Consider the following 23,336-nt stretch of genomic DNA (forward strand, 5'->3'; position numbering starts at 1 on the left):
ATAATCAGCGTCCTATGACGAAAAAAAAGCCTGTTACCTGCATTTCGCCAGACATTGCAATTCTGCACCGTCACCGGGGCCGGGAATTGCCAAAACTGGCCTCCTGTCTGCTGTGTGCGGGCATTTTGTGTTTGCCTTTAGCCCTCCATGCTGCTGACGATAACAAAGCGCAACTTAAATCAATACAACAGGATATTGCGAATAAAGAGCAACGCGTCCGTGCGCAGAAAATTAAGCGCAGTGATCTGCTGGACCAACTACAGAGTCAGGAAAAAGTCATCGCTCAGGCCAGCAGACAATTACGGCAAACTCAAACCATTTTGAATGGCATAAACCGCGATATTGCCGCTCTGACCCGCTCGATTAGTGCTCTGGAAAAACGGCAGAGCCGGGAAGAGGATTTACTGGCGCAACAACTGGATGCTGCATTCCGCCAGGGCCAGCATAGCGGGATTGAACTGCTCCTGAGTGGTGCGGCTGGTCAGAGAAACGATCGGATACTCACCTACTTCACTTATCTGAATCAGGCCCGCCAGCAGAATATTGAATCTCTGAAGCAGACCCGTGCGGAACTGGCAGAGAAAAAAGGGGCGCTGGAACAGAAGCAACAGCAACAACAAGGGCTACTCACCCGGCAACAGGCTCAACAGGCTAAGTTGCAGCAAGCTAAAGCAGCCCGCCAGAAAACACTCAGCATTCTTGAGTCATCTCTCGAAAAAGATCAGGCGGATTTAGTTGAAATGCGCCAGAACGAAAGCCGGTTGCAGGCGAAAATCGCCCGTGCAGAACAGGCAGCCCGAGCTCGTGCTGAGCAGGAAGCCCGTGAAGCAGAACAGGTCAGACAGCGCCAGGCTCAGGCTCAGGCCAAAGGCTCCACTTACCGGCCGACTGAAGGTGAGCAGGAGTTGATGGCCCGAACCGGAGGGCTTGGAAGGCCTGCAGGGCAGTATCCATGGCCGGTAAAAGGCAAACTATTACACCGGTTTGGTGAGACACTGCAGGGTGAACTACGCTGGAAAGGATTAGTGATCGGTGCCCCGGAAGGTACCGAAGTCAGGGCTATTGCCGACGGACGTGTGCTGATGGCAGACTGGTTGCAGGGTTACGGACTGGTCATCGTCATCGAGCACGGAAAGGGGGATATGACCCTCTATGGTTATAATCAGAGTGCTCTGGTCAATGTCGGAGCTCAGGTCAGAGCCGGTCAGCCAATTGCCCTGGTGGGTACCAGCGGCGGAAGAGGCGTACCTTCGTTGTATTTTGAAATTCGCCGCCAAGGCCTGGCCGTCAATCCCATCAGCTGGTTAGGAAGATAATGTGTTACATCGTTTAAAGATTGCCACTTTTATCAGTACATTACTTGTCTGTCAGGCGGCATCAGCCGGAAAGCTGGCTATCGTCATCGATGACTTTGGTTACCGGCCAAAAGAGGAAAACCAGGTATTACAGATGCCTGCCGCCATCTCAGTCGCGGTATTACCGGATGCGACTCATGCCCGCGAAATGGCTGTCAAAGCGCATAAGACAGGGCATGAAGTATTAATTCACTTGCCAATGGCTCCTCTCAGCAAGCAACCACTGGAAAAAAACACCCTGACTCCGGACATGAGTAGCACTGAAATCGCCAGAATTATACAGCTCGCCGCTGAGCATGTCCCTTATGCGGTCGGTCTGAATAATCATATGGGCAGTAAGATGACCTCAAGCCTGCCCGGAATGATTAAAGTGATGCAGGTGCTGAGCCACTATAATTATTATTTCCTGGATAGTATGACCATCGGTAACAGTCAGTCAGTGAAAGCCGCTCAGGGGACCGGAGTTAAGGTTCTGAAAAGGAGGGTTTTTCTTGATGACACACAGAACGAAGCTGATATCCGCCAACAATTTCTGCGCGCCGTGAAACTGGCCGAACGTGACGGCTATGCGATCGCCATAGGCCATCCTCACCCGACAACCGTCAGAGTGTTGCAACAAATGCTGCCACACCTGCCAGCGGATATTACGCTGGTCCGGCCCAGCCAGCTACTGAACGAAAGCGTGCGCTCTTCCGCAGCCCGGCCTGATAAAGCCCCAACAGCTCCGGCGAAGAAACCATTGACCGGAGAGGCTCTGTCAGCACAGTGCCACACTCAGTCGCCACCGAAACCGCTGGTGCCGGCAAAAGGAATTGAGATTATTTATAACAGCGTCAAAAACAGCCAGTTTATCCGTGATTTAAAAGCTATTTTTTAATCGTGACTGCCATCTTTTCCATCGGGAAAAGATGGCGTTTCGGATTGCAGTTTTCTGGTCTGCCCGCCTCCCTTTTGCCGCCATCCTCTGACCCTGAATGCGCTTTTCAGGTAAACCTTTCATCATCATAGTGAAAAAATGTGTAGCAGATCGACGGAAGCAAGGTTTCAGCGAGAACATACCCTGCCTTTACGGTGTCTGAAATGGTATGATCGCCCGATATAAACGTGGTATTCCATACTTCACGTCCTCACTTAAAGGTACGCTTATGATTATCGTTACTGGTGGCGCCGGCATGATCGGCAGTAATATTGTAAAAGCCCTCAATGATCGCGGGCATACTGACATTCTGGTCGTAGATAACCTGAAAGATGGTACTAAATTTGCCAATCTTGCCGACCTGAATATCAGTGATTACATGGACAAAGAAGAGTTTCTTGTCAGCGTACTGGCAGGGGATGATTTTGGTCCTGTCGAAGCGGTATTCCACGAGGGTGCCTGCTCGTCCACCACCGAGTGGGACGGTAAGTATATGATGGATAACAACTACCAGTACTCAAAAGAGCTGCTGCACTTTTGTCTGGATCGCCAGATTCCTTTCCTGTATGCCTCTTCTGCAGCCACCTACGGTGGCCGGGATGATAACTTCATCGAAGAGCGCCAGTACGAAGCGCCTCTTAACGTCTATGGCTACTCAAAAATGCTGTTCGACCACTATGTTCGCAGCATTCTGCCTGAGGCCGAATCCCCGGTCTGTGGGTTCCGTTATTTTAACGTTTACGGCCCGCGGGAAGGCCACAAAGGCAGCATGGCCAGCGTTGCATTTCATCTGAATACGCAAATCACTAACGGTGAAAACCCGAAACTTTTTGCCGGCAGTGAAAACTTCCAGCGTGATTTCATCTCTGTCGGGGACGTTGCCGCTGTTAATCTTTGGTGCTGGGAAAACAACGTTTCCGGTATTTATAACTGTGGTACCGGAAGAGCAGAATCTTTCCAGGCTGTGGCGGATGCCGTTTTGGCCTGGCACGGTCAAGGCGAAGTGGAATATATCCCGTTCCCTGAAAAACTCAAAGGTCGTTACCAGGCCTATACTCAGGCCGATCTCAGTAACCTGCGTGCTGCCGGTTATGATAAGCCGTTTAAAACGGTAGCAGAGGGTGTGAGCGAATATATGGCGTGGCTGAACAACAAAGCATAAGAGATTTTCCGGCGATGAAAATATTGGTGATCGGCCCTTCGTGGGTTGGCGATATGATGATGTCTCAAAGCCTCTATCGTACGCTGAAAGCACAATACCCGGGGGCTATCATCGATGTGATGGCTCCAGGCTGGTGCCGGCCGTTATTGTCCAGGATGCCTGAAGTCAGCCAGGCAATTGCAATGCCAATTGGCCATGGTTCACTGGCCATCAGTGAGCGCCGCCGTATCGGTCGTTCACTGCGCGATAATCATTATGATCGCGCCTATGTGCTGCCAAACTCCTTTAAATCTGCACTGATCCCGTTTTTTCGCCGGAATTAAACAACGTATCGGTTGGCGGGGAGAAATGCGCTATGGCTTACTGAACGATGCCAGAGTGCTGAACAAACCGGCTTTTCCTTTAATGGTGCAACGTTACGTTGCTCTGGCCTACCCCGCCGGGGAAGTAACATCCGCGACCGCCCTGCCCCAACCGCTATTATGGCCTCAACTGAGTGTAACCGAAGCTGAGAAAACAGAAACAGCCAGCCTGTTTGAATTACCCGCAGACCGGCCCCTGATAGGGTTCTGCCCCGGAGCCGAATTCGGACCGGCTAAACGTTGGCCGCACTACCATTATGCGGCTCTGGCACAGAAACTGATTGCCAGAGGATACCGGGTGGTATTGTTCGGTTCAGATAAAGACCATGAAACCGGTAACGATATCCTCAACAGTCTTGATACAGATGACACGCCGTTTTGCCATAATCTGGCCGGAAAAACCCGGCTTGAGCAGGCGGTCATTTTACTCGCCAGCTGCGACGCCGTAGTGAGTAATGATTCCGGTCTGATGCATATTGCCGCAGCCTTACATCGTCCGTTAGTGGCATTGTATGGCCCCAGCAGTCCCGATTTTACCCCACCACTATCAAATCAGGCTCGGGTGATTCGCCTGATTACCGGCTATCATAAAGTCCGAAAAGGTGAGGCAGACCTCGGTTATCATCAGAGTCTGATTGATATAAAACCTGCGCGTGTTATGGATGAACTGAGCTTATTACTGACACCTCCGCAGGAGAATGAATGCAGGTCCTGATTGTTAAAACGTCCTCTATGGGGGATGTAATTCATACTCTTCCGGCACTGACCGATGCTATGCAGGCTATTCCGGGGATACGCTTCGACTGGGTCGTAGAAGAAAATTTTAGCCAAATCCCTGGCTGGCACCCGGCCGTTGATCAGGTATTACCCATCGCTATTCGTCGCTGGCGCAAGCACTGGTTTGGCATCCAGCAGCGGGAAGAACGTTTTCTTTTTAAACAAAAACTTCGCCAGCGTCAGTACGATATTATCATCGATGCCCAGGGGCTGATAAAAAGCGCGGCTCTGGTGACCCGTCTGGCACATGGCGAAAAACATGGCGCTGACAAAAACAGTGTCAGGGAGCCTTTTGCCTGTTGGTGGTATGACAAACGTCATGCGATTAAACAGCAACAACACGCCGTTGAACGTATACGAGACCTGTTTGCGAAAAGTCTCGGGTATGAAAAGCCCGCTACGCGTGGAGACTATGCTATCGCCGGGCACTTCACTCATGATCTACCTGCCGATGCCGGGCGTTATATGGTATTTCTGCATGCCACCACCCGTGATAATAAACACTGGCCTGAACAACACTGGCGTGAGTTGATTAAGAAAGTGACGGAACGTGGTTATTGCATAAAACTGCCCTGGGGCACTGAAGCCGAATATCAGCGCGCCATCAGACTGGCAGAGGGACATCCGCAGGTCACCGTCTTACCGCGACTTACACTGGCCGAAGTTGCCCGTGAACTGGCAGGTGCAAAAATCGTTGTGTCAGTCGATACCGGCCTGAGCCATCTGGCTGCGGCACTGGACAGACCCAATATCACACTATATGGCCCGACCGACCCGGGACTGATTGGCGGTTATGGTAAAAATCAGTTAGCCCTGCGCCCGGAGAGTGGCGACAGCATGGGAACTATCTCAGCAGAACAGGTAGACCAACAAATCCAGTTGTTGCTGAATCAGTAACCAGTACGCAGTACCGGACAAACTGTCAGGCGCTGACAGTTACCAGACTTTTATCTAAAACGGTTGATGATGATGTGGAAAAAAATAAAGTACTGGAATCGACAAAAAAACCATCTGCTTCGTCAACTGAAGTTAAAACTGGTAAGGCTACTCTTTGATAGCACTTACCACCGGACAGCACTGGATCTGAGCACAATAAAAAAAGTGCTGATTCTGCGGGATGACAACAAAATTGGCGATATGATTGTCTCAACGGGGCTGTTCAGCCAACTGCACGCTGCCGGTATTTGCGTGGATGTTGTCGCCGGAAAAGATAATGCCTTTATTGCTGAGGCTATGCCTCAGGTGAACAGTGTTCTGCTTTATCCCCGCAAGACTGGAAAAATTCTGCAGACCGCCAGGAAACTGCGTCGCCGCAACTATGACATGGTTATCGACTTTGGTGACTATCTGTCACCGGTTTATTACAGTTTTATCAGCCTGATCAATGGCCGCCATACTCTCGGGTTTAATAAATCAGCATTTTACCGATACGACCTGAATATTGACGCCCCAGCGCTTGATGAGCATGTCACATCTCGCTATAAGCGTGTATTAGCCTTATTCGGGTTACCCTCAGAGCACTACCATTACCAGCTTGCAGTGCCAGGGGCCGAACAACAGAAAGCGCTGGCATTTATTCATACTCTGGTCTCACAGCAATTCGTGGTGATAAATCCTTTTGCGGCAGGTAAAGACCGTACTCTGTCAGAGCAGCAGGTTGTCACACTGATAAACATGATTGCTGAAGCTGATCCACAGCTTCAGGTAGTAGTGATTGGACCGTCGGCACCACTGTCTGCCTTACAGCTACCGGAATCAGCCAGAAAAAACCCGGAACACTCATTCTGGAGTGCTGTAGTACTTGTACAACATGCAAAACTCATCATTTCACCCGATACCTCCTGGGTACATGTAGCCTGTGCTTACCAGACACCGCTTATTGCACTGTACAAAAGTAAAATTATCGATGGCGGGTTAATTAACAATAAAGTCTGGGCGCCAAACTTTCAGCCTTCAACTCAAATCATCACCGATAAGCAGAGTGTTGCGGAGATAGACCCCCTGGACCTGACTGCTGCATTACAAAAATATCTTACTCCTCTGTCTGGCCCTGAACAGGCCCGCGAGGCGCATAAAGACATGACAGCGTAATCATTAACCCGAAAAATATGGTCTGTTCGCGGCTAATCAGTAATACATCGGTCAGACCATATCCAACAAGGCATAACAGCGTCAGCAACAGCAGCGTATTTCTCTGTCTGATACTTTGGCGTAGCACGACCAAATAGAGCCCCCAGAGCACAATTAGCCCGATAATTCCTTGCAGGCTGGCTGTTTCAATACTTTCATCATGCAAATGCACCATCGCATAATCCAGGGCCGATTTATCGGTTCCGTGCTGATCCACATAGCGACTCATCCAGACGAAGCGCTGTTCGGTACTCATACCCCAGGGATGCTGTGCAAACACTGCCAGACCAACCTGCCACATAGCCAAACGCGTTCCCAGAGAGGTTGCATCATTGCCTTCACTTTTCAGGTAGACACTCAAATCATTGCTTGTTGAACGCACACGCTCGGTCACTTCCCCTTTAAACGTGAACATCAGACAAACCATCGCCAGCACCGCTGCCAGAACGATTCGAAACTTGTACCGGGAACGGGAATTGAACAGCAGACAAACCAGAAAAATTATCGGGTGCAGTGCTATTGCCGAGCGGGTCCCTGTGTGCAGGACCAGCCAGTAAGAACTCAGGAAAACAGCAAAAGCCAGCACATATCCTCGTAGTGACTCACGTGACAGCAACAGAAAAGCCAGAGTCAGACTGATACATGAATACATATAAGAGGCATCAGTCGCCCGGGTATTATGAAATTCAATCCGGTCCATGCCTCTGGCTACCTGGATGACACCAATCACCGATGTCAGCAAAAATGCCAGCCAGAAGACAGCCTTGAGCAACCAGGTTTTCTCCGGAAGAAAGTGGCGATATTTCGTCAGGCAGGCCATGATCAGTACGACAAATAACAAGCGTTTTCCTGCCTGCATATGTGAATTATACATATTCGCTATTGCTGCATCTCCGTAGAAAACCAGAAACCAGACGACTTTCACCAAAGCCAGCAGCAACAGCATCAGTGATACAGAGGTCAGAAAGTGGCGAAAATGGCGAATATTGAGACAAACAACCACCAGCGCGATATAACCGGCGATAAAAAAGCATTGTCTGGACAGAGATGAATCTACCAGCGTAAAGATAACCGATACACAAACGAGTAAAAAACAGCACACCGGCAACAGGCGATGACTAATTTTTCCTCCGGAAATCCCGGAGATTCGGGAGGAAAGTTCAGTAAAAAGAGTATTCATTTCGTTACGGTTACCTGTTGCAGTCAAAAATTAGGGCTGTCAGGGCAGATACGCCCGGCAAAGTCTGAGACTGGTATTTTATCCGGTGAAAATCAGCATAACCTTAACTAATCAGCAAAAAATCAGCCTGGTCTGGAAAATAAAAACCACAATTGGTGAGAAATGTCAGAGTGTGGTTTGTCAGCTGATGGCAGCAACTGAGTGGCTATGATCCCGCCGGGAATACCTGCTTTGAACGTTAAGAGACTGGCGCATGACGCTCTACGTAATACTGGTAATATTCAAACAATGTCATGCCACGGGTTCGGGAACTCAGCCATTCAAACAATTGCTCAAGATTTTCATACAGCCTCTCAATATCTGCCGCAGTTTTGAATGTCGGGCTACCGCCAGGCATAAATTCGGAAGAGTGCAGCATAAATTCCACATAATCACCCCCTGTAGCCAGATTTTTCTCTACCACCCGTTTCATCGCCGGCAAATTATCTCTGGAAGGACGCAGCCAGTAGACCGAAGGTGCCCGTTGCCGGCCGCGCAACTTATCAATACCCTGCTTCAAGCGAGTGACTAAGGGGGAGTGCTTATTATCTGTACTCATAGGAACTTCCAGCAGTCCCCCGGATGCGGGTCTGGAAATATCTTCTGCATCTATAAAATATGCCTGGCGCGGAAAATGTGTGTAATCAGTGCCACCGTTACCCTGAGGTGCTCCCTGATTAAAACGCCAGTTAACACGAGGAGTTACAGAGCAATCAACACAGTAGCCCAGTTCAAGTAATATCGCCGCATAACGTTCATCAAACGCCCAGCGGCCCGCCCGATGGCTGCGCATAGGCGTACCAAAGGAATTTTCCAGTAATTCGGTCATAAACCGGACTTTAGCCTTCAGCAAATCATCGGGATATTCAATCAGATAAGGTTGCCATTTCCAGTCATCCTCCGTCAGTGGTTGTTCAGGAGGACTGTTCCAGGCATGCAGGTGCATACCCACTTCCCCCTGATTTCTGGTCACCACATCACTGGCAAACTCGACATAAGCCGGGTCACTTGCCATCTCATAATTTGTCAGCCAGGTCGGCTTAAACTGGTATTTTTCACATAATGCCTGAAAACGCGGCAAAAATCGGGTGTTATCGGTAGTGATTTTACGGTGATTTTGCCAAAGGTTATCACCTTCAGTATCGATTGTGATAAGAAAAGCCGGTTTGGTCATGGGTTATCTCTGATGTTTACCTGAAGGTTTTCTGTTATTTTTGCATACATTCGCAGGAGTGCCGATCTGTATCTGTGACGGCCCCTTCAGCCCGCGGCGATCAGTTAACGCATTCACAGTAAAAGGATATCAACAGTGTCACAACATCATATCGTAATGATTATTGATGGTTTGCCCGGAGGCGGTGCTGAAAAAGTGGTTATCACTCTCAGCCAGGGTCTTCTGGCGCTCGGTCATCGTGTCTCACTGCTTTCGTTACGTGATGTCTGTAATTATACACTACCTGAAGGTATTGATTACCGGGTGATTACCGATACTTCCCGGAGCCCGTGGAGAAAATTAACAGAGCTGTCACGCCGTGCGGGACAGCTCGATAAGGTCTTCCGCCAACTAGTTTCGGAACACGGGTCTGCCGATCTGGTAGTCTCTCATTTACATAAAACCGACCGTATTGTTCGCCGCAGCAAAGCTATCGATCCGCAAAAAACATGGTTCTGCCTGCATGGTGTCTTCTCCCGCTCTTACCTTGGACACCGTACCGGCTTATCCCGCTGGCTGAAAGTAAAAAAAATTCACCGTGTTTATCAGCAACGTAACATTATTGGGGTTTCCCGTTATGTGGCCGATGATCTTTGCCAGCATTTTTCGGTTATCCCGGCAAAACAGCAAGTGATTGCAAATCCGTTCGATTTCGATGCCATATTGGCCCAGGCCACTGAACCGGTTTCTTTACCGGAAAAAAGCTATTTGTTGCATGTCGGTCGTTTTCACGAAGTTAAGCGTCACGATCGCTTGCTGAAAGCCTACGCAATGAGCGACCTCACCTGGCCACTGGTGCTGTTAGGTGAAGGCAGTACAGAACGCACCGAACTGTTGAAACAGCTGGCCCGTGAACTCCATATCTCAGAGCGGGTCATTTTCGAGGGGTTCCACAGCAATCCCTATAACTGGATAAAAAATGCCCGGATGCTGATTCTGAGCTCCGACAGTGAAGGATTTGGCAATGTGCTGGTGGAAGCTCTGATATGCGAAACACAGGTCGTCAGCACACGTTGCCCTGGCGGGCCACCCGAAATTCTCACCGGCAATTTAGCCGCCGGACTGGCAGACCTGACGGCTGAGTCGCTGGCCGCAACAATGCAGCAAACAGACCGCCATCCGGTCAAAATTGAGCCGCAGGTGGTGAGTAATTATCAGCTGGATACCATTTGCTACCGTTACCTGAACCTGATAACCGCAGGAAACACCGATAACTAAACCTGCCAGCCCAACCGCTGTCAGATCTTCTCAGGCAGAAGCCTGCAACGAGATTTTCATCTCACTGAGCAGGGTAAACACATCGTCGACTGGTATGGCCTTCAACGGCTCAAGCTTATCAGTGACCCGCGGATCGCTCATTGGCAGATAGACATAACGATGCAGATGGCGATCCTGGTACGGACCGCTACTTTCCGGTGATTCGGTCACAAACAGACTGAGGGTGGGGGTTTTCAGGGCAAGGGCCAGATGTAATGGCCCGGTATCGCCAGTGACCAGGATATCCATTGAAGAAATAACCCCTAACAGTTCCGGCAGACTGGTTTTACCCACATAACTGGTGATAGCGGCGATCGTTTGCGGCTCTGCACTGGCCAGAACCTGTTCAGCAAGTCCTGTTTCCGCAGGCGACCCAATTAATACGATCTCACTTCCAGGAAACTGCTGAACAATCCGGTCAGCCAGTTCGGCAAAATAACGCGGAGGCCAGCAACGAATACTGGTTGATGCTCCCAACTGAAAGCCGACCCGAAACGTTCCGGGCTGTTTATCTATAGCTTTATAATCACAAGGAACGGCCATATCAACATTCTCTCTGGCGCATCCCAGAGCTGATGCCAGTTCCATTTTCCGGGCAATAATATGGCCGGGAAACTGGTCAAGACCGTAGGTCAGCCAACGGGACATTTTTCCCGTTTCTTTGCCGTAATTATCGCGTACCAGATAGCGACAACCACTCATGGCAGCACTAATCACATCATAAGGAAGATGAGAATGCAGCATTATCGCTAATTCCGGAGAAAAACGTTTTGCCTGACGAGAAAAATGGGCTAATGAACCAAACTTGTTATTCCAGAACAGCACATCATCGTAGAAATCACGCCGTGTAAGTAACTGTTGATATTTTGGATGTGCAACCAGAACAATACGAGCTGCGGGATAACGCTGACGGATAGCCCGAAGCGCCGGAGTGTTGAACATATAATCGCCCAACGCAGTGGTAGAATACACCAGAATAGAGCGAAACTCCTGCTGTGGTAGCTGCTTCCTTTTCTCTGGTGTGCTAAGTGACCGACGATAGAAAAGCCCCAGCCAGGCATCCACCAAACCTATTTTTCTTTTCTTACTTTCTCTCATTTTTAACTAACTAGTTCCTGATAGTGTAAACCGGCGAAAAAAATCTAGTAGAATCAGATACAAATAAACACTCATTTCGCGCACCCCGCAGTCCCCGGGTGTCACTGTCCCGGCAAATCCAACATAAACAAAAGCGCACTTTGCAGGATGAAACAGGCCGTCATATAGTACCACTATGCCTATTCTGTCAGTCGGTTGTTTTGTGCGCGCGACAGGTTTGCACTGCTATACAGACCCTGTCAGGGGGAAAAAATTCGATAACAGCTGATACTCCCCCGGCAAGCCGTGAATTACCGGCCAACCCACAAAATTTTCCGCACACTACACAGGTAACTGGCAGTCACAGGAATTTACCCCACATCCATTTTTATTTGTTACAGTGTGGCGGTTTCGATAATGATTCACCTTTTGGTTAATCATCAGTAATACATTCTGAATATGCCAGACACGAACTTGCCGTAAAAAAACGGGTCTGAAAATAGCACAGAAACCGGATCACTCAGTTTTGGGACTGCCTGATCCCATGAGCCGGAGTTATTTAAATTTAACATAAGTGACAAGTATGAGTCATACGCCAGTATCAGCTTTATCCCCGCAGAGAATACTGATTATTAAATTGCGCCATCATGGTGACATGTTGCTGATAACTCCGGTTATCGCATCACTGCACGATAATTATCCTGACGCCAAAATTGATGTTCTGCTGTATAAAGAGACTGAGCCAATGCTGGTCAACCATCCTCTTATCTCGCACTGTTTTTTTATCGATCGTCGCTGGAAAAAACAGGGTGTACTCCGCCATATTGGCCATGAATGGCGTTTACTTCGAACACTCCGGGTACAGCACTATGATTTAGTCATTAATCTCGCCGACCAGTGGCGAAGTGCCTTGCTCACCCGTTTCACCGGCGCCAGACAACGTCTCGGTTTTGATTTTCCTAAACGCAAAGGTATGCTCTGGAAAAAGTGTCACACCCGGTTGGTCTCTGTCTCCGATCATGAGCAGTTGCATACCGTCGAACAAAATCTTTCCCTGTTGAAACCTCTGCATCTGTCACATATCGATACCCGTGCGATGATGAGCTACCGGCCAGACGACCACGAATTTATTCAGCAATTACTGGCAGAACAGCAGGTAGCAGGACGGTATATCGTGATCCATCCTACATCACGCTGGTTTTTTAAATGCTGGTCAGAAGAAAAAATGGCCAGTCTCATCACACAACTGGCTGCGGAAGGCTATCCAATTGTTCTGACTTCTGGCCCGGACCATGCTGAGACTGAGATGGTAAGCCGGATACAGGCAATGAGTAAAGGTGAGCACATTGTTTCTCTGGCAGGAAAAATGACACTGCCACAGCTGGCGGCACTGATCGATTATGCCGCACTATTTATTGGTGTTGATTCAGTGCCGATGCATATGGCTGCCGCACTGGATACCCCCTATGTGGCATTATTTGGCCCCTCTAAACTCACCCTCTGGCATCCATGGGAAGGCAGAGGAACCGTACTGTGGGCCGGAGATTTTGGTCCTCTACCTCATCCGGATGATATTAAAACAGATACCGACGAACGCTATCTGGATTTAATTCCGGTTCAGGCTGTTCTCACCCCGGCACAGGATCTGCTGAAATGAAAAAAATTCGTCTGGCCATCGTGCGCCAGAAATATCGCCCGGATGGAGGTGCCGAGCGTTTTGTTTCCCGTGCACTGGAAGCCCTGGACCACAAAGATATAGAACTGAACGTCATTACCCGCCAGTGGCAGGGTGACAGCAATCCTGACTGGCATATTCATATCTGTAATCCGATAAAATGGGGACGGATCAGCCGTGAAAAGGGATTTGCTAAAGCAGCGCGTAAACTCTGGCATCATAAGGGGTTTGACATTGTTCAGAGCCATGAACGTATCGCAGGATGTGATATTTATCGTGCCGGTGATGGCGTACATAAACGCTGGCTCTTGCAGCGTTCGCGTATTTTACCAGGCTGGCAACAGCGAAGGTTAATGGCCGACCGTTACCATCGTTATGTAATGCGAGCCGAACGTGAAATGTATACTTCACCGCATCTGAAAGCTGTCATCTGTAATGCCGAAATGGTAAAGCGCGAAATTATCGAAGACTTTGCGTTACCGGCCGAAAAAATACATGTCATCTACAATGCTATCGATCATCAAAAATTTTGCCCGGCAGACGCTTCACAGCGGGAAACCTTACGCCAGCAGTATTCCGTGCCACCACAGGCTCACTGTCTGATTTTTGTCGGTTCAGGATTTGAACGAAAAGGACTCAGGGCAGCAATCCATGCCATTTCTGCTACCGACAGCCATTTGCTGGTCGTTGGCCGTGATAAAACTGAGCAGCAATATCAGCAACTGGCACACTCCCTGGGTTGCGAACAACGGGTTCATTTTGCAGGAATGCAGCCACAAACCTTGCCATTCTATCAACTGGCAGATGGGTTATTACTACCGACACTCTATGACCCCTTCCCGAATGTTATCCTGGAAGCAATGGCCTGTGGTCTGCCAGTGATTACCAGCACTCATTGTGGAGGAGCGGAATTTATCCGCCCCGGGGAGAATGGGTTTGTGACGGACGCTTTGGATATCCCGGCATTGATTCTGGCAATTAAAAAATTACCCGCCAATGGCCCTGACTCGCCAATGGGACAACAGGCAAGGCAAACTATTCTGCCGTACACTCCCGCGTATCTCTCTGAACAACTGTTCCGGCTTTACGAAAAATTATTGTCCGCTTAATCATGTGAAATAATCATTTCTGACGGGAAAGTCGCAGGTCGGTTTCCCCGTCGGCCTAACGTTTTGAAGCTGGGTGGTTTATCCGTCTGCAACGTGCCTAAACAGTTACATTTATGCTACCATTGCCGCAATATTCCAAGCCGATATTCACAAAATGCTGTTGCGTGTATACCAGACTCTGCTCTACCTGATTCAACCCTTTATCTGGGTTCGATTACTTATCCGCAGTCGTAAAGCGCCGGCGTACCGTAAACGCTGGGCGGAACGTTATGGATTTTGCGAAGGCAAAGTCAGACCTGAGGGTATCGTACTACATTCGGTTTCTGTCGGAGAAACACTGGCCGCCGTCCCTCTGGTCAGGGCATTGCGATATCGCTATCCGACGCTGCCGATTACCGTGACAACCATGACACCAACGGGTTCTGAACGGGCTCAGTCGGCCTTTGGTAAAGATGTAGACCATGTCTACCTGCCCTATGATCTGCCCGGAGCCACGCACCGCTTTCTGAATACAGTCCGCCCCCGGCTGGTCATCATTATGGAAACCGAACTCTGGCCAGGTCTGATTCATATTCTGCATCAGCGCAAAATCCCACTGGTCATTGCCAATGCACGGCTTTCTGAACGTTCTTTCCGGGGTTACCAGAAACTGGGCAGGTTTATGCAGAAATTGCTGCAAAGTATCACGCTCATCGCGGCACAAAATGCCGAAGATGGTGAGCGGTTTGTGGCATTAGGATTAAAACGCAGCCATCTTGCGGTCACTGGCAGCCTGAAATTTGATATTTCGGTCACCCCGGAACTGGCAGCCAAAGCGATAACTCTGCGTAGCCAGTGGGCACCCCATCGTCCAGTGTGGATAGCGACCAGTACCCACGACGGGGAAGAAACGATTGTTCTTGAAAGTCACCGTCAGTTGCTAAAACAATTTCCGGACCTGTTGTTGATTCTGGTCCCGCGCCATCCGGAACGCTTTGCGGATGCTAAAGCACTGACCCAACGGGCTGGCCTGAAGTTTATCAGTCGCAGCAGCGGAGACGTTCCTTCGGCCGCCACTCAGGTCGTGATAGGCGACACTATGGGTGAATTAATGCTGCTCTACGGTATTGCAGACCTGGCCTTTGTCGGGGGTAGTCTGACAGAACGCGGCGGACATAACCCGCTGGAACCGGCAGCTCATGCCATCCCGGTGCTGATGGGACCACATACATGGAATTTTAAAGACATCTGCAGCAAACTCGAAGAAGCTCAGGGGTTAATAACCGTGACCGACAGCACCTCTCTGACCAGAGAAGTCAGCACCCTGTTACAGGATGATGACTACCGCAGATATTACGGCCACCATGCTGTAGAGGTATTACGGCAAAATCAGGGAGCCTTGCAACGATTACTGGAACTGCTTGAACCCAATCTTCCGCCACGGACACACTGATGAGTACACGCCAAAGACTTTCGGTGGTGATGATCACCAAAAATGAGGCTGAATTACTCCCGGATTGCCTGCAGTCTGTCGCATGGGCTGATGAGATAATTGTACTGGATTCCGGAAGTACCGATCAGACCGCTGACATTGCCCGTCAGGCCGGAGCCCGGGTGTTTTACAGTGAGCAATGGCCGGGGTACGGGCTGCAACGCCAGCATGCGCAGCAATATGCCAGCGGCGATATGATTTTGATGATCGATGCAGATGAAAGAGTGACTCCGGAATTACGCGCAGCCATAGAAGAGGTATTGCAACAGTCAGCATCCCCGGACAACGTTTACAGCATTGCCCGCAGCAACTGGTTTTTAGGGCGGTTTATGCGCCACAGTGGCTGGTATCCGGATCGCGTAACTCGTTTATATCCGGCCCGCTTTCGTTATAACAGCCACCTGGTTCATGAATCACTGGAGCATTCTGGTGCCAGTGTGATCCGGCTATCCGGAGATTTAAAACATTTAACCTGCCGCGACCTGCATCATTTCCAGCAAAAACAACTGGCTTACGCCAATGCATGGGCAGCCCAGCGTTTCAGTCAGGGCCGCTCCTGCAGTCTGTATTCCGTCTACAGTCACACAGTGGCAGCCTGGCTGAAAACAGCTATCCTGAGAGCAGGAATTCTCGACGGCAGCCAGGGTTGGGTGCTGGCATTGGTCAATGCTCAGTATACGTTCAATAAATACGCCATACTCTGGGCATTAAACAAAACAAAACCGCCAGGAGTGCAATAACCATTATGACAACCCGAGCCATTTATCCAGGAACATTCGATCCACTGACATTAGGGCACCTGGATATTGTTACCCGTGCTGCCAGATTGTTCGATCAGGTAATCCTGGCCATTGCCCGTAACAACACCAAACAGCCCATGTTTAGCCTTGATGAACGGATTGATCTGGCGCAACAGGCGACTTCGCATCTGTCGAATGTCACGGTGCTTGGGTTTGGCGATTTGATGGCGAATTTTGCCAGGCAGCAGCAAGCGAACGTTTTAATTCGGGGTGTACGCTCGGTGTCAGATTTTGATTATGAGCGACAGCTGGCGCAGATGAATAATCATCTGCTGCCCGGACTGGAAAGCGTATTTATGATACCTGCGGAAGCCTACGCATTTGTCTCATCGTCGCTGGTCAAAGAAGTTGCCCGTCATGGCGGGGATGTTTCCGGTTTTGTCACAGGGCAGGTTTGTCAGGCATTGCTGGTCAAACTGGCCCCATGAGATATCATTTCTGACAGTGAGGGCACCAGTAAGTACTGCGTTGCGCGTGTCTGCCACTCTGAATAACCGTACCACAATGCCGACACGGTTCGCCTGCCCGCCCATACACCTGAAGTTCCTGAGCAAAATATCCGGGCTTGCCATCGCTTTGCAAAAAATCCCGTAAGGTCGTGCCACCCTGTTCGATTGAACGTTGCAGTACCTGCTTAATACATTTCACCAGTCGTTGCGCATCTTCATCACTAAGCTGGCAGGCCAGCCTGTCGGGCAGAATTCCTGCAGCAAACAACGATTCACTGGCATAGATATTCCCGACCCCAACCACCAGCTTGTTATCCATCAACCATTGTTTGACAGGAATACGTTTACGCTGCGATTTGTCCTGCAGCCACTGTGCAGAAAACTCATCACTCAGAGGTTCAGGCCCCAAATGTGAAAGCACGCGACTGGCGACTAAATCTGTTTCCCATAACCAGGCCCCAAAACGCCTGGGATCGGTATAACGCAGCACTTTTCCATTACTTAAAACCAGATCAACATGGTCATGCTTTTCTGCCGGTAGTTCTTCCGCCAGTACTCTCAGGCTACCTGACATCCCCAGATGGATGATAATCCATCCCTGTGGCAGTTCCAGCAGCAGATATTTAGCCCGTCTCTGCACGCTTAACACCGGCTGATCACTCAGAGACAATATTTCCGGCGACACTGGCCAGCGTAACCGTGCATTACGCACCACTGCGTGCAATACCGTGGCACCGACCAGATGTGGCTCTATACCACGGCGACTGGTTTCAACTTCAGGTAATTCAGGCATCACAGCTCCTTAACGTCGGTAATGGCTGGCAGTCCCGGAAAACAAAAAACCCGGCCGAAGCCGGGTTTTTTCAGAATACCAAAATTACTTAATTTTGGCTTCTTTGTATACTACGTGCTGACGTACAACCGGATCGAACTTTTTCAGTTCCAGTTTCTCTGGTTTAGTACGTTTGTTCTTCGTAGTGGTATAGAAGTGACCTGTACCAGCAGAAGAAACCAGCTTGATCTTCTCACGAATACCTTTAGCCATGATTTAGTTCCTTAGTACTTCTCACCGCGGGCACGCATATCTGTTAATACAGAATCAATGCCCTTCTTATCAATTACACGCATACCTTTAGCAGATACACGCAGGGTAACAAAACGCTTTTCGCTCTCAACCCAAAAACGGTGTGAGTGCAGGTTAGGCAGGAAACGGCGTTTCGTCGCGTTCAGTGCGTGGGAACGGTTGTTTCCGCTCACCGGGCGCTTGCCAGTTACTTGGCAGACTCGTGACATGTCATATCTCCAAAAATCAAATCAGCTCGAGCTTTGTACTTAGGTTCTGGCCGCCTCGTCAGGCTTTTAACCCATCCAGGCGAGTTCTATGTGAACCCGCTGAGCAGGCCTAAACGCCAAACCCGAGATTCTCAAAGGTGGCGTAGTATACGCTCTGTGGCTCAAACGCTCAAGTCCCGAACAGATAAAGATCTCCCGGGATCGATTAAAAAATGATTGCATTCACCCGGAAACCGCATTGAGCGGCTATTTTTCATACTACAACCAGCCACGTTCGGCGAAGGATACATACTGTCCTTTACCTATCACCAGATGATCTAAAAGCCGGATGTTCAGTAACATACAGACATTCTGAATTTGTCCGGTCACTTCCTTATCAGCAAGGCTCGGCTCAGCATGACCGGACGGGTGATTATGCGCCAGAATTAATGCCGCGGCATTGAATTTCAGTGCTTCTCTGGCGATTTCCCGGGGATGGACTTCCACAGAACTCAGAGAACCCGAAAACATCTTTTGTACTGACAGTACCCGATGCTGATTATCCAGAAAGATTACCACAAAAATCTCACGTTCCTGATGAGCCAACTGACTGGACAGATAATTGAGGGTAATCTGCGGGCTTTCCAATAAATTTCCGGCTTCCATCTGAGCCTGAAAGTAACGCCGTCCTAATTCTGCCACCGCCTGCAGTTGCGTCATTTTGGCCTTTCCGATACCACGCACTGCCAGGTAATCATCTTCTCCTGCGCTCATCAGTGCATACAACGAGCCAAATTGCTTAAGTAGCATTTCTGACAATGCCATCACTCCCATACCGGCCAAACCGGTACGCAGGAAGATGGCCAGTAATTCGGTATCGGTTAATACTTCGGCGCCGTGCCTGATTAACTTCTCTCTGGGTCGTAACTGTTCCATAATTTTTCTCTCCCTGAACAGACTTCATTATCACGGCCCTGAAGGGCCTTTTCTATTACAGTGAAAGCCGCATTCAACCGTCATCACATCACCGCTGACAGATTTACGAGGACCTTCATCCTGTTACCGGATACCTGCACATTTCTCTGTCGGCAAGAAGCAAAGCTGAATAGCTGCCAGGTGCAATGGCAGTTTTGCCGGACGGCGATTATGATAAAATGTCAGGGTCGGGCCAGAGTTCACGGCACCAGACTCAACAAATGAGGCGTTAATGATGGAATTAGACGGTAAAAAAATTCTGCTGGGGGTCAGCGGTGGCATTGCTGCTTATAAAACACCGGAGCTGGTGCGCCGCCTGCGTGACCGCGGAGCCGATGTCAGAGTAATGATGACCGATGCGGCCAGAGAGTTTATTACTCCATTGAGCCTGCAGGCTGTGAGCGGTTATCCGGTCTTCAACAATCTGCTGGACCCTGCTGCGGAAGCCGCCATGGGCCATATCGAACTGGCGAAATGGGCTGACATGGTGATTATCGCCCCCGCGACAGCAGATATCATTGCACGTATCAGCCACGGAATGGCAAATGATTTGGTGACGACAGCGTGCCTGGCAACCGCGGCTCCGGTGGCCATTGTACCGGCGATGAATCAGCAAATGTACCGTTCCCCAATTACCGGTGACAATATCAGTAAACTGGAAAAGTTCGGGATAGCCGTCTGGGGGCCAGACAGCGGCAGCCAGGCTTGTGGTGACGTCGGACCCGGAAGAATGCTTGACCCGGAAGAGATCGTTCGCCATGCTATTCGTCTGGCTGTGCCTGTCACAGACCTGCAACATCTGAAAATTATGATCACTGCGGGTCCGACCCGGGAGCCACTGGATCCTGTCCGGTTCCTGACGAATCACAGTTCCGGCAAAATGGGCTTCGCTATTGCTGAAGCGGCAAAATCCCGTGGTGCCACGGTCACTCTGGTAACCGGTCCGGTATCATTGCCTACCCCTGTTGGCGTTAAACGCATCGATGTGACTACTGCGCTTGAAATGCAGCATGAGGTCATGTCTGCTATCCACGACCAGCACATTTTCATCGGCAGCGCAGCCGTAGCCGACTATCGCGCGGCGATGATTGCCAGTGAAAAGATGAAAAAACAGGGGGAAAGTGATGATTCACTGACCCTTCAACTGATCAAAAATCCGGATATTGTTGCAGGGGTAGCCGCACTGTCAGAAAACCGCCCTTATGTGGTCGGATTTGCGGCTGAAACCCGTAATGTGGAAGAATACGCCCGGCAGAAAAGAATACGAAAACAGCTGGATTTAATCTGCGCAAACGATGTATCGCTGTCGGAACAAGGGTTTAACAGCGATAAAAATGCGCTTCACCTTTTCTGGCAGGAGGGAGATAAAATGTTACCGCTTAGCGATAAACAGCTCCTTGGCCAGCAATTATTAGACGAGATAGTCCGCCTTTATGATGAAAAAAATAGACATTAAGATCCTTGACCCCCGGGTTGGAAAAGAGTTTCCACTGCCAGCCTATGCCACCAGCGGATCCGCCGGTCTGGATTTACGTGCCTGTCTTGATGAACCTTTGGTTCTTGCTGCCGGTGAGACCCGGCTCATCCCTACCGGGCTCGCGATTTATATCGCCGATCCACAACTGGCTGCTGTTATTCTGCCACGTTCTGGTCTGGGCCATAAACACGGGATTGTTTTGGGAAATCTCGTCGGGCTGATTGATTCTGACTATCAGGGACCTCTGATGGTTTCTGCCTGGAACCGCAGCGAGCAGTCTTTTACCATTGAGCCGGGTGACAGAATCGCACAGTTGGTGTTTGTCCCGGTAGTCCAGGCAGAATTTAATCTGGTCGAAGAGTTTACTACCACAGATCGTGGTGAAGGTGGTTTTGGCCATTCCGGCCGGCAGTAATTAATCAGCATCAGCTTCTGTACCTTTCCATCTTCCGGCCTGTCGTCCTGTGACGATAGTGGCCGGAACTTTTGTGTGCATGGGTAGCAATGCAGGAAGATGCTGTTAACCCATATATGCGCGATCAGTAACAGGTACAGCATTTTTAAGGTGATTTTCAGGGGTCTTTAAGGTCATGGCAGAAAAAAAGAACACGAAACGGAATCGTCGTGAAGAAATTTTGCAGGCACTGGCACAGATGCTCGAGTCAGGCGATGGCAGCCAACGCATCACCACAGCCAAGCTGGCAGCTAATGTCGGGGTATCAGAAGCGGCACTGTATCGGCACTTTCCCAGCAAAACCAAAATGTTTGACAGTCTGATCGAATTTATTGAAGACAGTCTGATTACCCGCATCAATCTTATCCTGAATGACGAAAAAGAGACGCTCACGCGTTTAAAGCTGATCGTGCAACTTATTCTGGGATTTGGTGAGCGTAATCCGGGGCTGACCCGCATCCTGACCGGCCATGCATTAATGTTTGAACAGGATCGCCTGCAGGACAGGATTAATCAGTTGTTCGAAAGGATAGAAGTGCAGCTTCGTCTGGTCATGCGCGAGAAAAAATTGCGTGAAGGTGAAGGTTTCAGAACCGATGAAACCCTGCTGGCAAGTCAGTTACTGGCTTTTTGCGAAGGTTTACTGTCACGCTATGTGCGCTCAGAATTCCGCTTTCGGCCGACCGCCGACTTCGATACCCGCTGGCCTTTGCTGGCACTTCAACTGCAGTAATTCAGCGGGCAGAAGCCCGCTGTTGCTGGTAAATATCAGACACCATATTGTTGCTGATAGGCTCTGACAGACGCCAGATGATTAGCCATTTCAGGTTTTTCTTCCAGATAGCTTATCAGGTCCTTCAGGGTAATGATGGAGATGACTTTGCACTGGTAATCCCGCTCAACTTCCTGAATAGCAGAGAGCTCACCCCGTCCGCGTTCCTGACGGTCCAGCGAGATTAATACACCCGCGAGTGTCGCTTTATTTGCCGCTATAATTTCCATGGATTCACGAATAGCAGTACCTGCGGTGATCACATCATCCACCAGCATAATGCGCCCCTGCAACGGGCTTCCGACCAGCAAACCACCTTCCCCGTGATCCTTCGCTTCTTTGCGGTTAAAGCAATAAGGAACATCTCTGTCATGGTGGTCAGCCAGAGCAACGGCGGTCGTCGTCGCAATCGGGATACCTTTGTAGGCGGGTCCGAACAACAGATCAAAATCGATGGCTGAATCTGTCAGCGCCTGCGCGTAAAAACGTCCCAGCAGAGCTAAATCACGTCCGGTATTAAACAGCCCTGCATTGAAGAAATAAGGGCTCTGGCGTCCGGATTTCAATGTAAATTCGCCAAACTTCAGGACCTGCTTATTTAATGCAAACTCGATAAACTGACGCTGCCACGGTTTCATTTTTATTCCTCACATAAAAAAGCGACCCGCAGGTCGCCTGGAAAATCAGTTAGCTAACGCGGCTTTCTGCGCGTCAATCAGGGTATCGATGCCACCGCGGGCCAGTGCCAGCAAACTCAGCAACTCTTCATGGCTAAAAGGTGCGCCTTCCGCTGTTCCCTGAACCTCGATCATTCTGCCGTCTTCCATCATCACGACATTCATATCGGTATCTGCGGCAGAATCTTCGACATATTCCAGATCACAGACGGCTTCTCCGTCAACAATCCCGACAGAGATTGCGGCTACCATCCCTTTCATCGGGCTGGACTTCAGTTTACCTTCAGCTACCAGTGAGTTAAGTGCATCGGCCAACGCCACGCAGGCGCCGGTAATAGACGCTGTACGGGTTCCGCCATCCGCCTGAATAACGTCACAATCCAGCGTAATGGTGTACTCACCGAGTGCCTGAAGATCGACCGCTGCCCGTAATGAACGGGCAATCAGGCGTTGAATTTCCAGAGTCCGGCCGCCCTGCTTACCTTTGGCCGCTTCTCTGGCCATCCGACTGTGGGTTGAGCGTGGCAACATGCCATATTCTGCAGTGACCCATCCCTGGCCTTTACCTTTCAGAAAACGCGGTACGCTTTCCTCAATTGTCGCAGTGCAAAGTACTTTGGTTTCACCAAATTCAACCAGCACTGAGCCTTCAGCGTGTTTGGTATAGTGACGGGTCAGGGTAACTGGGCGAACCTGGTTCGCGCTACGGCCTGCTGGACGCATGATGTATCTCCGGC

General features: G+C 49.9%; 23 protein-coding genes and 1 pseudogene. 15 read left to right on the top strand and 9 right to left on the bottom strand.

From position 1 onward, the window contains the following. The first annotated feature begins 14 nt into the window (after positions 1-14). The 6 genes and pseudogenes from envC to HA49_RS18190 all read left to right on the top strand — a co-directional run bounded on the left by envC (position 15) and on the right by HA49_RS18190 (position 6,663). Entirely contained in the window at positions 15-1,316 is a 1,302-nt protein-coding gene (envC, locus tag HA49_RS18165) for a murein hydrolase activator EnvC (protein WP_084706463.1), read from the top strand. A gap of 1 nt (position 1,317) precedes the next feature. Further along, positions 1,318-2,232: a divergent polysaccharide deacetylase family protein gene (locus HA49_RS18170; RefSeq protein ID WP_038015977.1), complete on the top strand. Its 915-nt coding sequence runs from the start codon at positions 1,318-1,320 to the stop codon at positions 2,230-2,232. 268 nt (positions 2,233-2,500) lie between these two features. Continuing rightward, on the top strand, positions 2,501-3,433 hold the full coding sequence (rfaD, locus tag HA49_RS18175; protein WP_038015980.1) for an ADP-glyceromanno-heptose 6-epimerase: 933 nt from the start codon (positions 2,501-2,503) through the stop codon (positions 3,431-3,433). Between the two features lie 14 nt (positions 3,434-3,447). Then, positions 3,448-4,510 (top strand): annotated as a pseudogene (gene rfaF / locus HA49_RS18180) (ADP-heptose--LPS heptosyltransferase RfaF). After that, the gene (rfaC, locus tag HA49_RS18185; RefSeq protein WP_038015987.1) at positions 4,498-5,469 is read left to right on the top strand and encodes a lipopolysaccharide heptosyltransferase RfaC; all 972 of its coding nucleotides are present in this window, start codon (positions 4,498-4,500) and stop codon (positions 5,467-5,469) included. The pseudogene rfaF and the gene rfaC overlap by 13 nt, the downstream one beginning before the upstream one ends. Before the next feature lie 72 nt (positions 5,470-5,541). After that, positions 5,542-6,663, top strand: coding sequence for a glycosyltransferase family 9 protein (locus tag HA49_RS18190; protein ID WP_169748788.1), 1,122 nt, complete (start codon positions 5,542-5,544; stop codon positions 6,661-6,663). Here the strand turns inward: HA49_RS18190 and HA49_RS18195 are convergent. Next, positions 6,605-7,882, bottom strand: a complete 1,278-nt coding sequence (locus HA49_RS18195; RefSeq protein WP_038015992.1) for an O-antigen ligase family protein — start codon at positions 7,880-7,882, stop codon at positions 6,605-6,607. The two genes, HA49_RS18190 and HA49_RS18195, sit on opposite strands and share 59 nt — an antisense overlap. A 238-nt stretch (positions 7,883-8,120) precedes the next feature. Continuing rightward, complete coding sequence (locus HA49_RS18200; protein ID WP_038015995.1) at positions 8,121-9,095, bottom strand: polysaccharide deacetylase family protein; 975 nt, start codon at positions 9,093-9,095, stop codon at positions 8,121-8,123. 156 nt (positions 9,096-9,251) lie between these two features. On the opposite strand from HA49_RS18200, the gene HA49_RS18205 reads away from it, so the two are divergent. Then, on the top strand, positions 9,252-10,352 hold the full coding sequence (locus tag HA49_RS18205) for a glycosyltransferase (protein WP_038015998.1): 1,101 nt from the start codon (positions 9,252-9,254) through the stop codon (positions 10,350-10,352). A gap of 30 nt (positions 10,353-10,382) precedes the next feature. Here the strand turns inward: HA49_RS18205 and HA49_RS18210 are convergent, their stop codons facing one another. Further along, positions 10,383-11,489 carry a glycosyltransferase family 9 protein gene (locus HA49_RS18210; protein ID WP_038016001.1) on the bottom strand — a complete coding sequence of 369 codons (1,107 nt, stop codon included), beginning with the start codon at positions 11,487-11,489 and terminating at the stop codon, positions 10,383-10,385. Positions 11,490-12,051: 562 nt separating this feature from the next. Here HA49_RS18210 and rfaQ point away from each other — a divergent pair. The 5 genes from rfaQ (at position 12,052) to coaD (ending at position 16,951) form a co-directional block, all read left to right on the top strand. Next, positions 12,052-13,125: a putative lipopolysaccharide heptosyltransferase III gene (gene rfaQ, locus HA49_RS18215; protein WP_038016004.1), complete on the top strand. Its 1,074-nt coding sequence runs from the start codon at positions 12,052-12,054 to the stop codon at positions 13,123-13,125. Continuing rightward, positions 13,122-14,252, top strand: a complete 1,131-nt coding sequence (locus HA49_RS18220) for a glycosyltransferase family 4 protein (protein ID WP_038016007.1) — start codon at positions 13,122-13,124, stop codon at positions 14,250-14,252. The genes rfaQ and HA49_RS18220 overlap by 4 nt, the downstream gene beginning before the upstream one ends. Positions 14,253-14,406: 154 nt before the next feature. After that, complete coding sequence (gene waaA / locus HA49_RS18225; RefSeq protein WP_038016010.1) at positions 14,407-15,684, top strand: lipid IV(A) 3-deoxy-D-manno-octulosonic acid transferase; 1,278 nt, start codon at positions 14,407-14,409, stop codon at positions 15,682-15,684. Further along, positions 15,684-16,463: a glycosyltransferase family 2 protein gene (locus HA49_RS18230; RefSeq protein WP_038016013.1), complete on the top strand. Its 780-nt coding sequence runs from the start codon at positions 15,684-15,686 to the stop codon at positions 16,461-16,463. The genes waaA and HA49_RS18230 overlap by 1 nt, the downstream gene beginning before the upstream one ends. Before the next feature lie 5 nt (positions 16,464-16,468). Next, positions 16,469-16,951, top strand: a complete 483-nt coding sequence (coaD, locus tag HA49_RS18235) for a pantetheine-phosphate adenylyltransferase (RefSeq protein ID WP_038016015.1) — start codon at positions 16,469-16,471, stop codon at positions 16,949-16,951. A gap of 4 nt (positions 16,952-16,955) precedes the next feature. Here coaD and mutM read toward each other — a convergent pair whose 3' ends face one another. The 4 genes from mutM to radC all read right to left on the bottom strand — a co-directional run bounded on the left by mutM (position 16,956) and on the right by radC (position 19,180). Continuing rightward, positions 16,956-17,765, bottom strand: coding sequence for a bifunctional DNA-formamidopyrimidine glycosylase/DNA-(apurinic or apyrimidinic site) lyase (mutM, locus tag HA49_RS18240; RefSeq protein ID WP_038016017.1), 810 nt, complete (start codon positions 17,763-17,765; stop codon positions 16,956-16,958). Between the two features lie 84 nt (positions 17,766-17,849). Further along, the gene (gene rpmG / locus HA49_RS18245; protein ID WP_002436700.1) at positions 17,850-18,017 is read right to left on the bottom strand and encodes a 50S ribosomal protein L33; all 168 of its coding nucleotides are present in this window, start codon (positions 18,015-18,017) and stop codon (positions 17,850-17,852) included. Between the two features lie 11 nt (positions 18,018-18,028). Beyond that, positions 18,029-18,265 carry a 50S ribosomal protein L28 gene (rpmB, locus tag HA49_RS18250; RefSeq protein WP_038016020.1) on the bottom strand — a complete coding sequence of 79 codons (237 nt, stop codon included), beginning with the start codon at positions 18,263-18,265 and terminating at the stop codon, positions 18,029-18,031. A 258-nt stretch (positions 18,266-18,523) separates the two neighbouring features. After that, on the bottom strand, positions 18,524-19,180 hold the full coding sequence (gene radC / locus HA49_RS18255; RefSeq protein WP_038016022.1) for a RadC family protein: 657 nt from the start codon (positions 19,178-19,180) through the stop codon (positions 18,524-18,526). Positions 19,181-19,451: 271 nt separating this feature from the next. Between radC and coaBC the strand changes: the two genes are divergently transcribed. The 3 genes from coaBC to slmA all read left to right on the top strand — a co-directional run bounded on the left by coaBC (position 19,452) and on the right by slmA (position 21,883). Then, positions 19,452-20,675 carry a bifunctional phosphopantothenoylcysteine decarboxylase/phosphopantothenate--cysteine ligase CoaBC gene (gene coaBC, locus HA49_RS18260; protein ID WP_038016025.1) on the top strand — a complete coding sequence of 408 codons (1,224 nt, stop codon included), beginning with the start codon at positions 19,452-19,454 and terminating at the stop codon, positions 20,673-20,675. Continuing rightward, on the top strand, positions 20,653-21,111 hold the full coding sequence (gene dut, locus HA49_RS18265; RefSeq protein ID WP_038016028.1) for a dUTP diphosphatase: 459 nt from the start codon (positions 20,653-20,655) through the stop codon (positions 21,109-21,111). Before coaBC ends, dut begins: the two co-directional genes overlap by 23 nt. Positions 21,112-21,286: 175 nt before the next feature. Further along, positions 21,287-21,883, top strand: a complete 597-nt coding sequence (slmA, locus tag HA49_RS18270) for a nucleoid occlusion factor SlmA (RefSeq protein WP_038016030.1) — start codon at positions 21,287-21,289, stop codon at positions 21,881-21,883. 35 nt (positions 21,884-21,918) lie between these two features. Here the strand turns inward: slmA and pyrE are convergent, their stop codons facing one another. Together pyrE and rph are read right to left on the bottom strand one after the other, a co-directional pair. Continuing rightward, a complete protein-coding gene (gene pyrE, locus HA49_RS18275; RefSeq protein ID WP_038016033.1) occupies positions 21,919-22,560 on the bottom strand; it encodes an orotate phosphoribosyltransferase in 642 nt (213 codons plus the stop codon). Positions 22,561-22,605: 45 nt separating this feature from the next. Continuing rightward, positions 22,606-23,322 (bottom strand): ribonuclease PH, encoded by a 717-nt coding sequence (gene rph / locus HA49_RS18280; RefSeq protein WP_038016035.1) that lies wholly within the window; start codon positions 23,320-23,322, stop codon positions 22,606-22,608. Positions 23,323-23,336 lie beyond the last annotated feature (14 nt).

It is taken from the genome of Tatumella morbirosei, from assembly GCF_000757425.2.
Lineage (GTDB): Bacteria > Pseudomonadota > Gammaproteobacteria > Enterobacterales > Enterobacteriaceae > Tatumella > Tatumella morbirosei.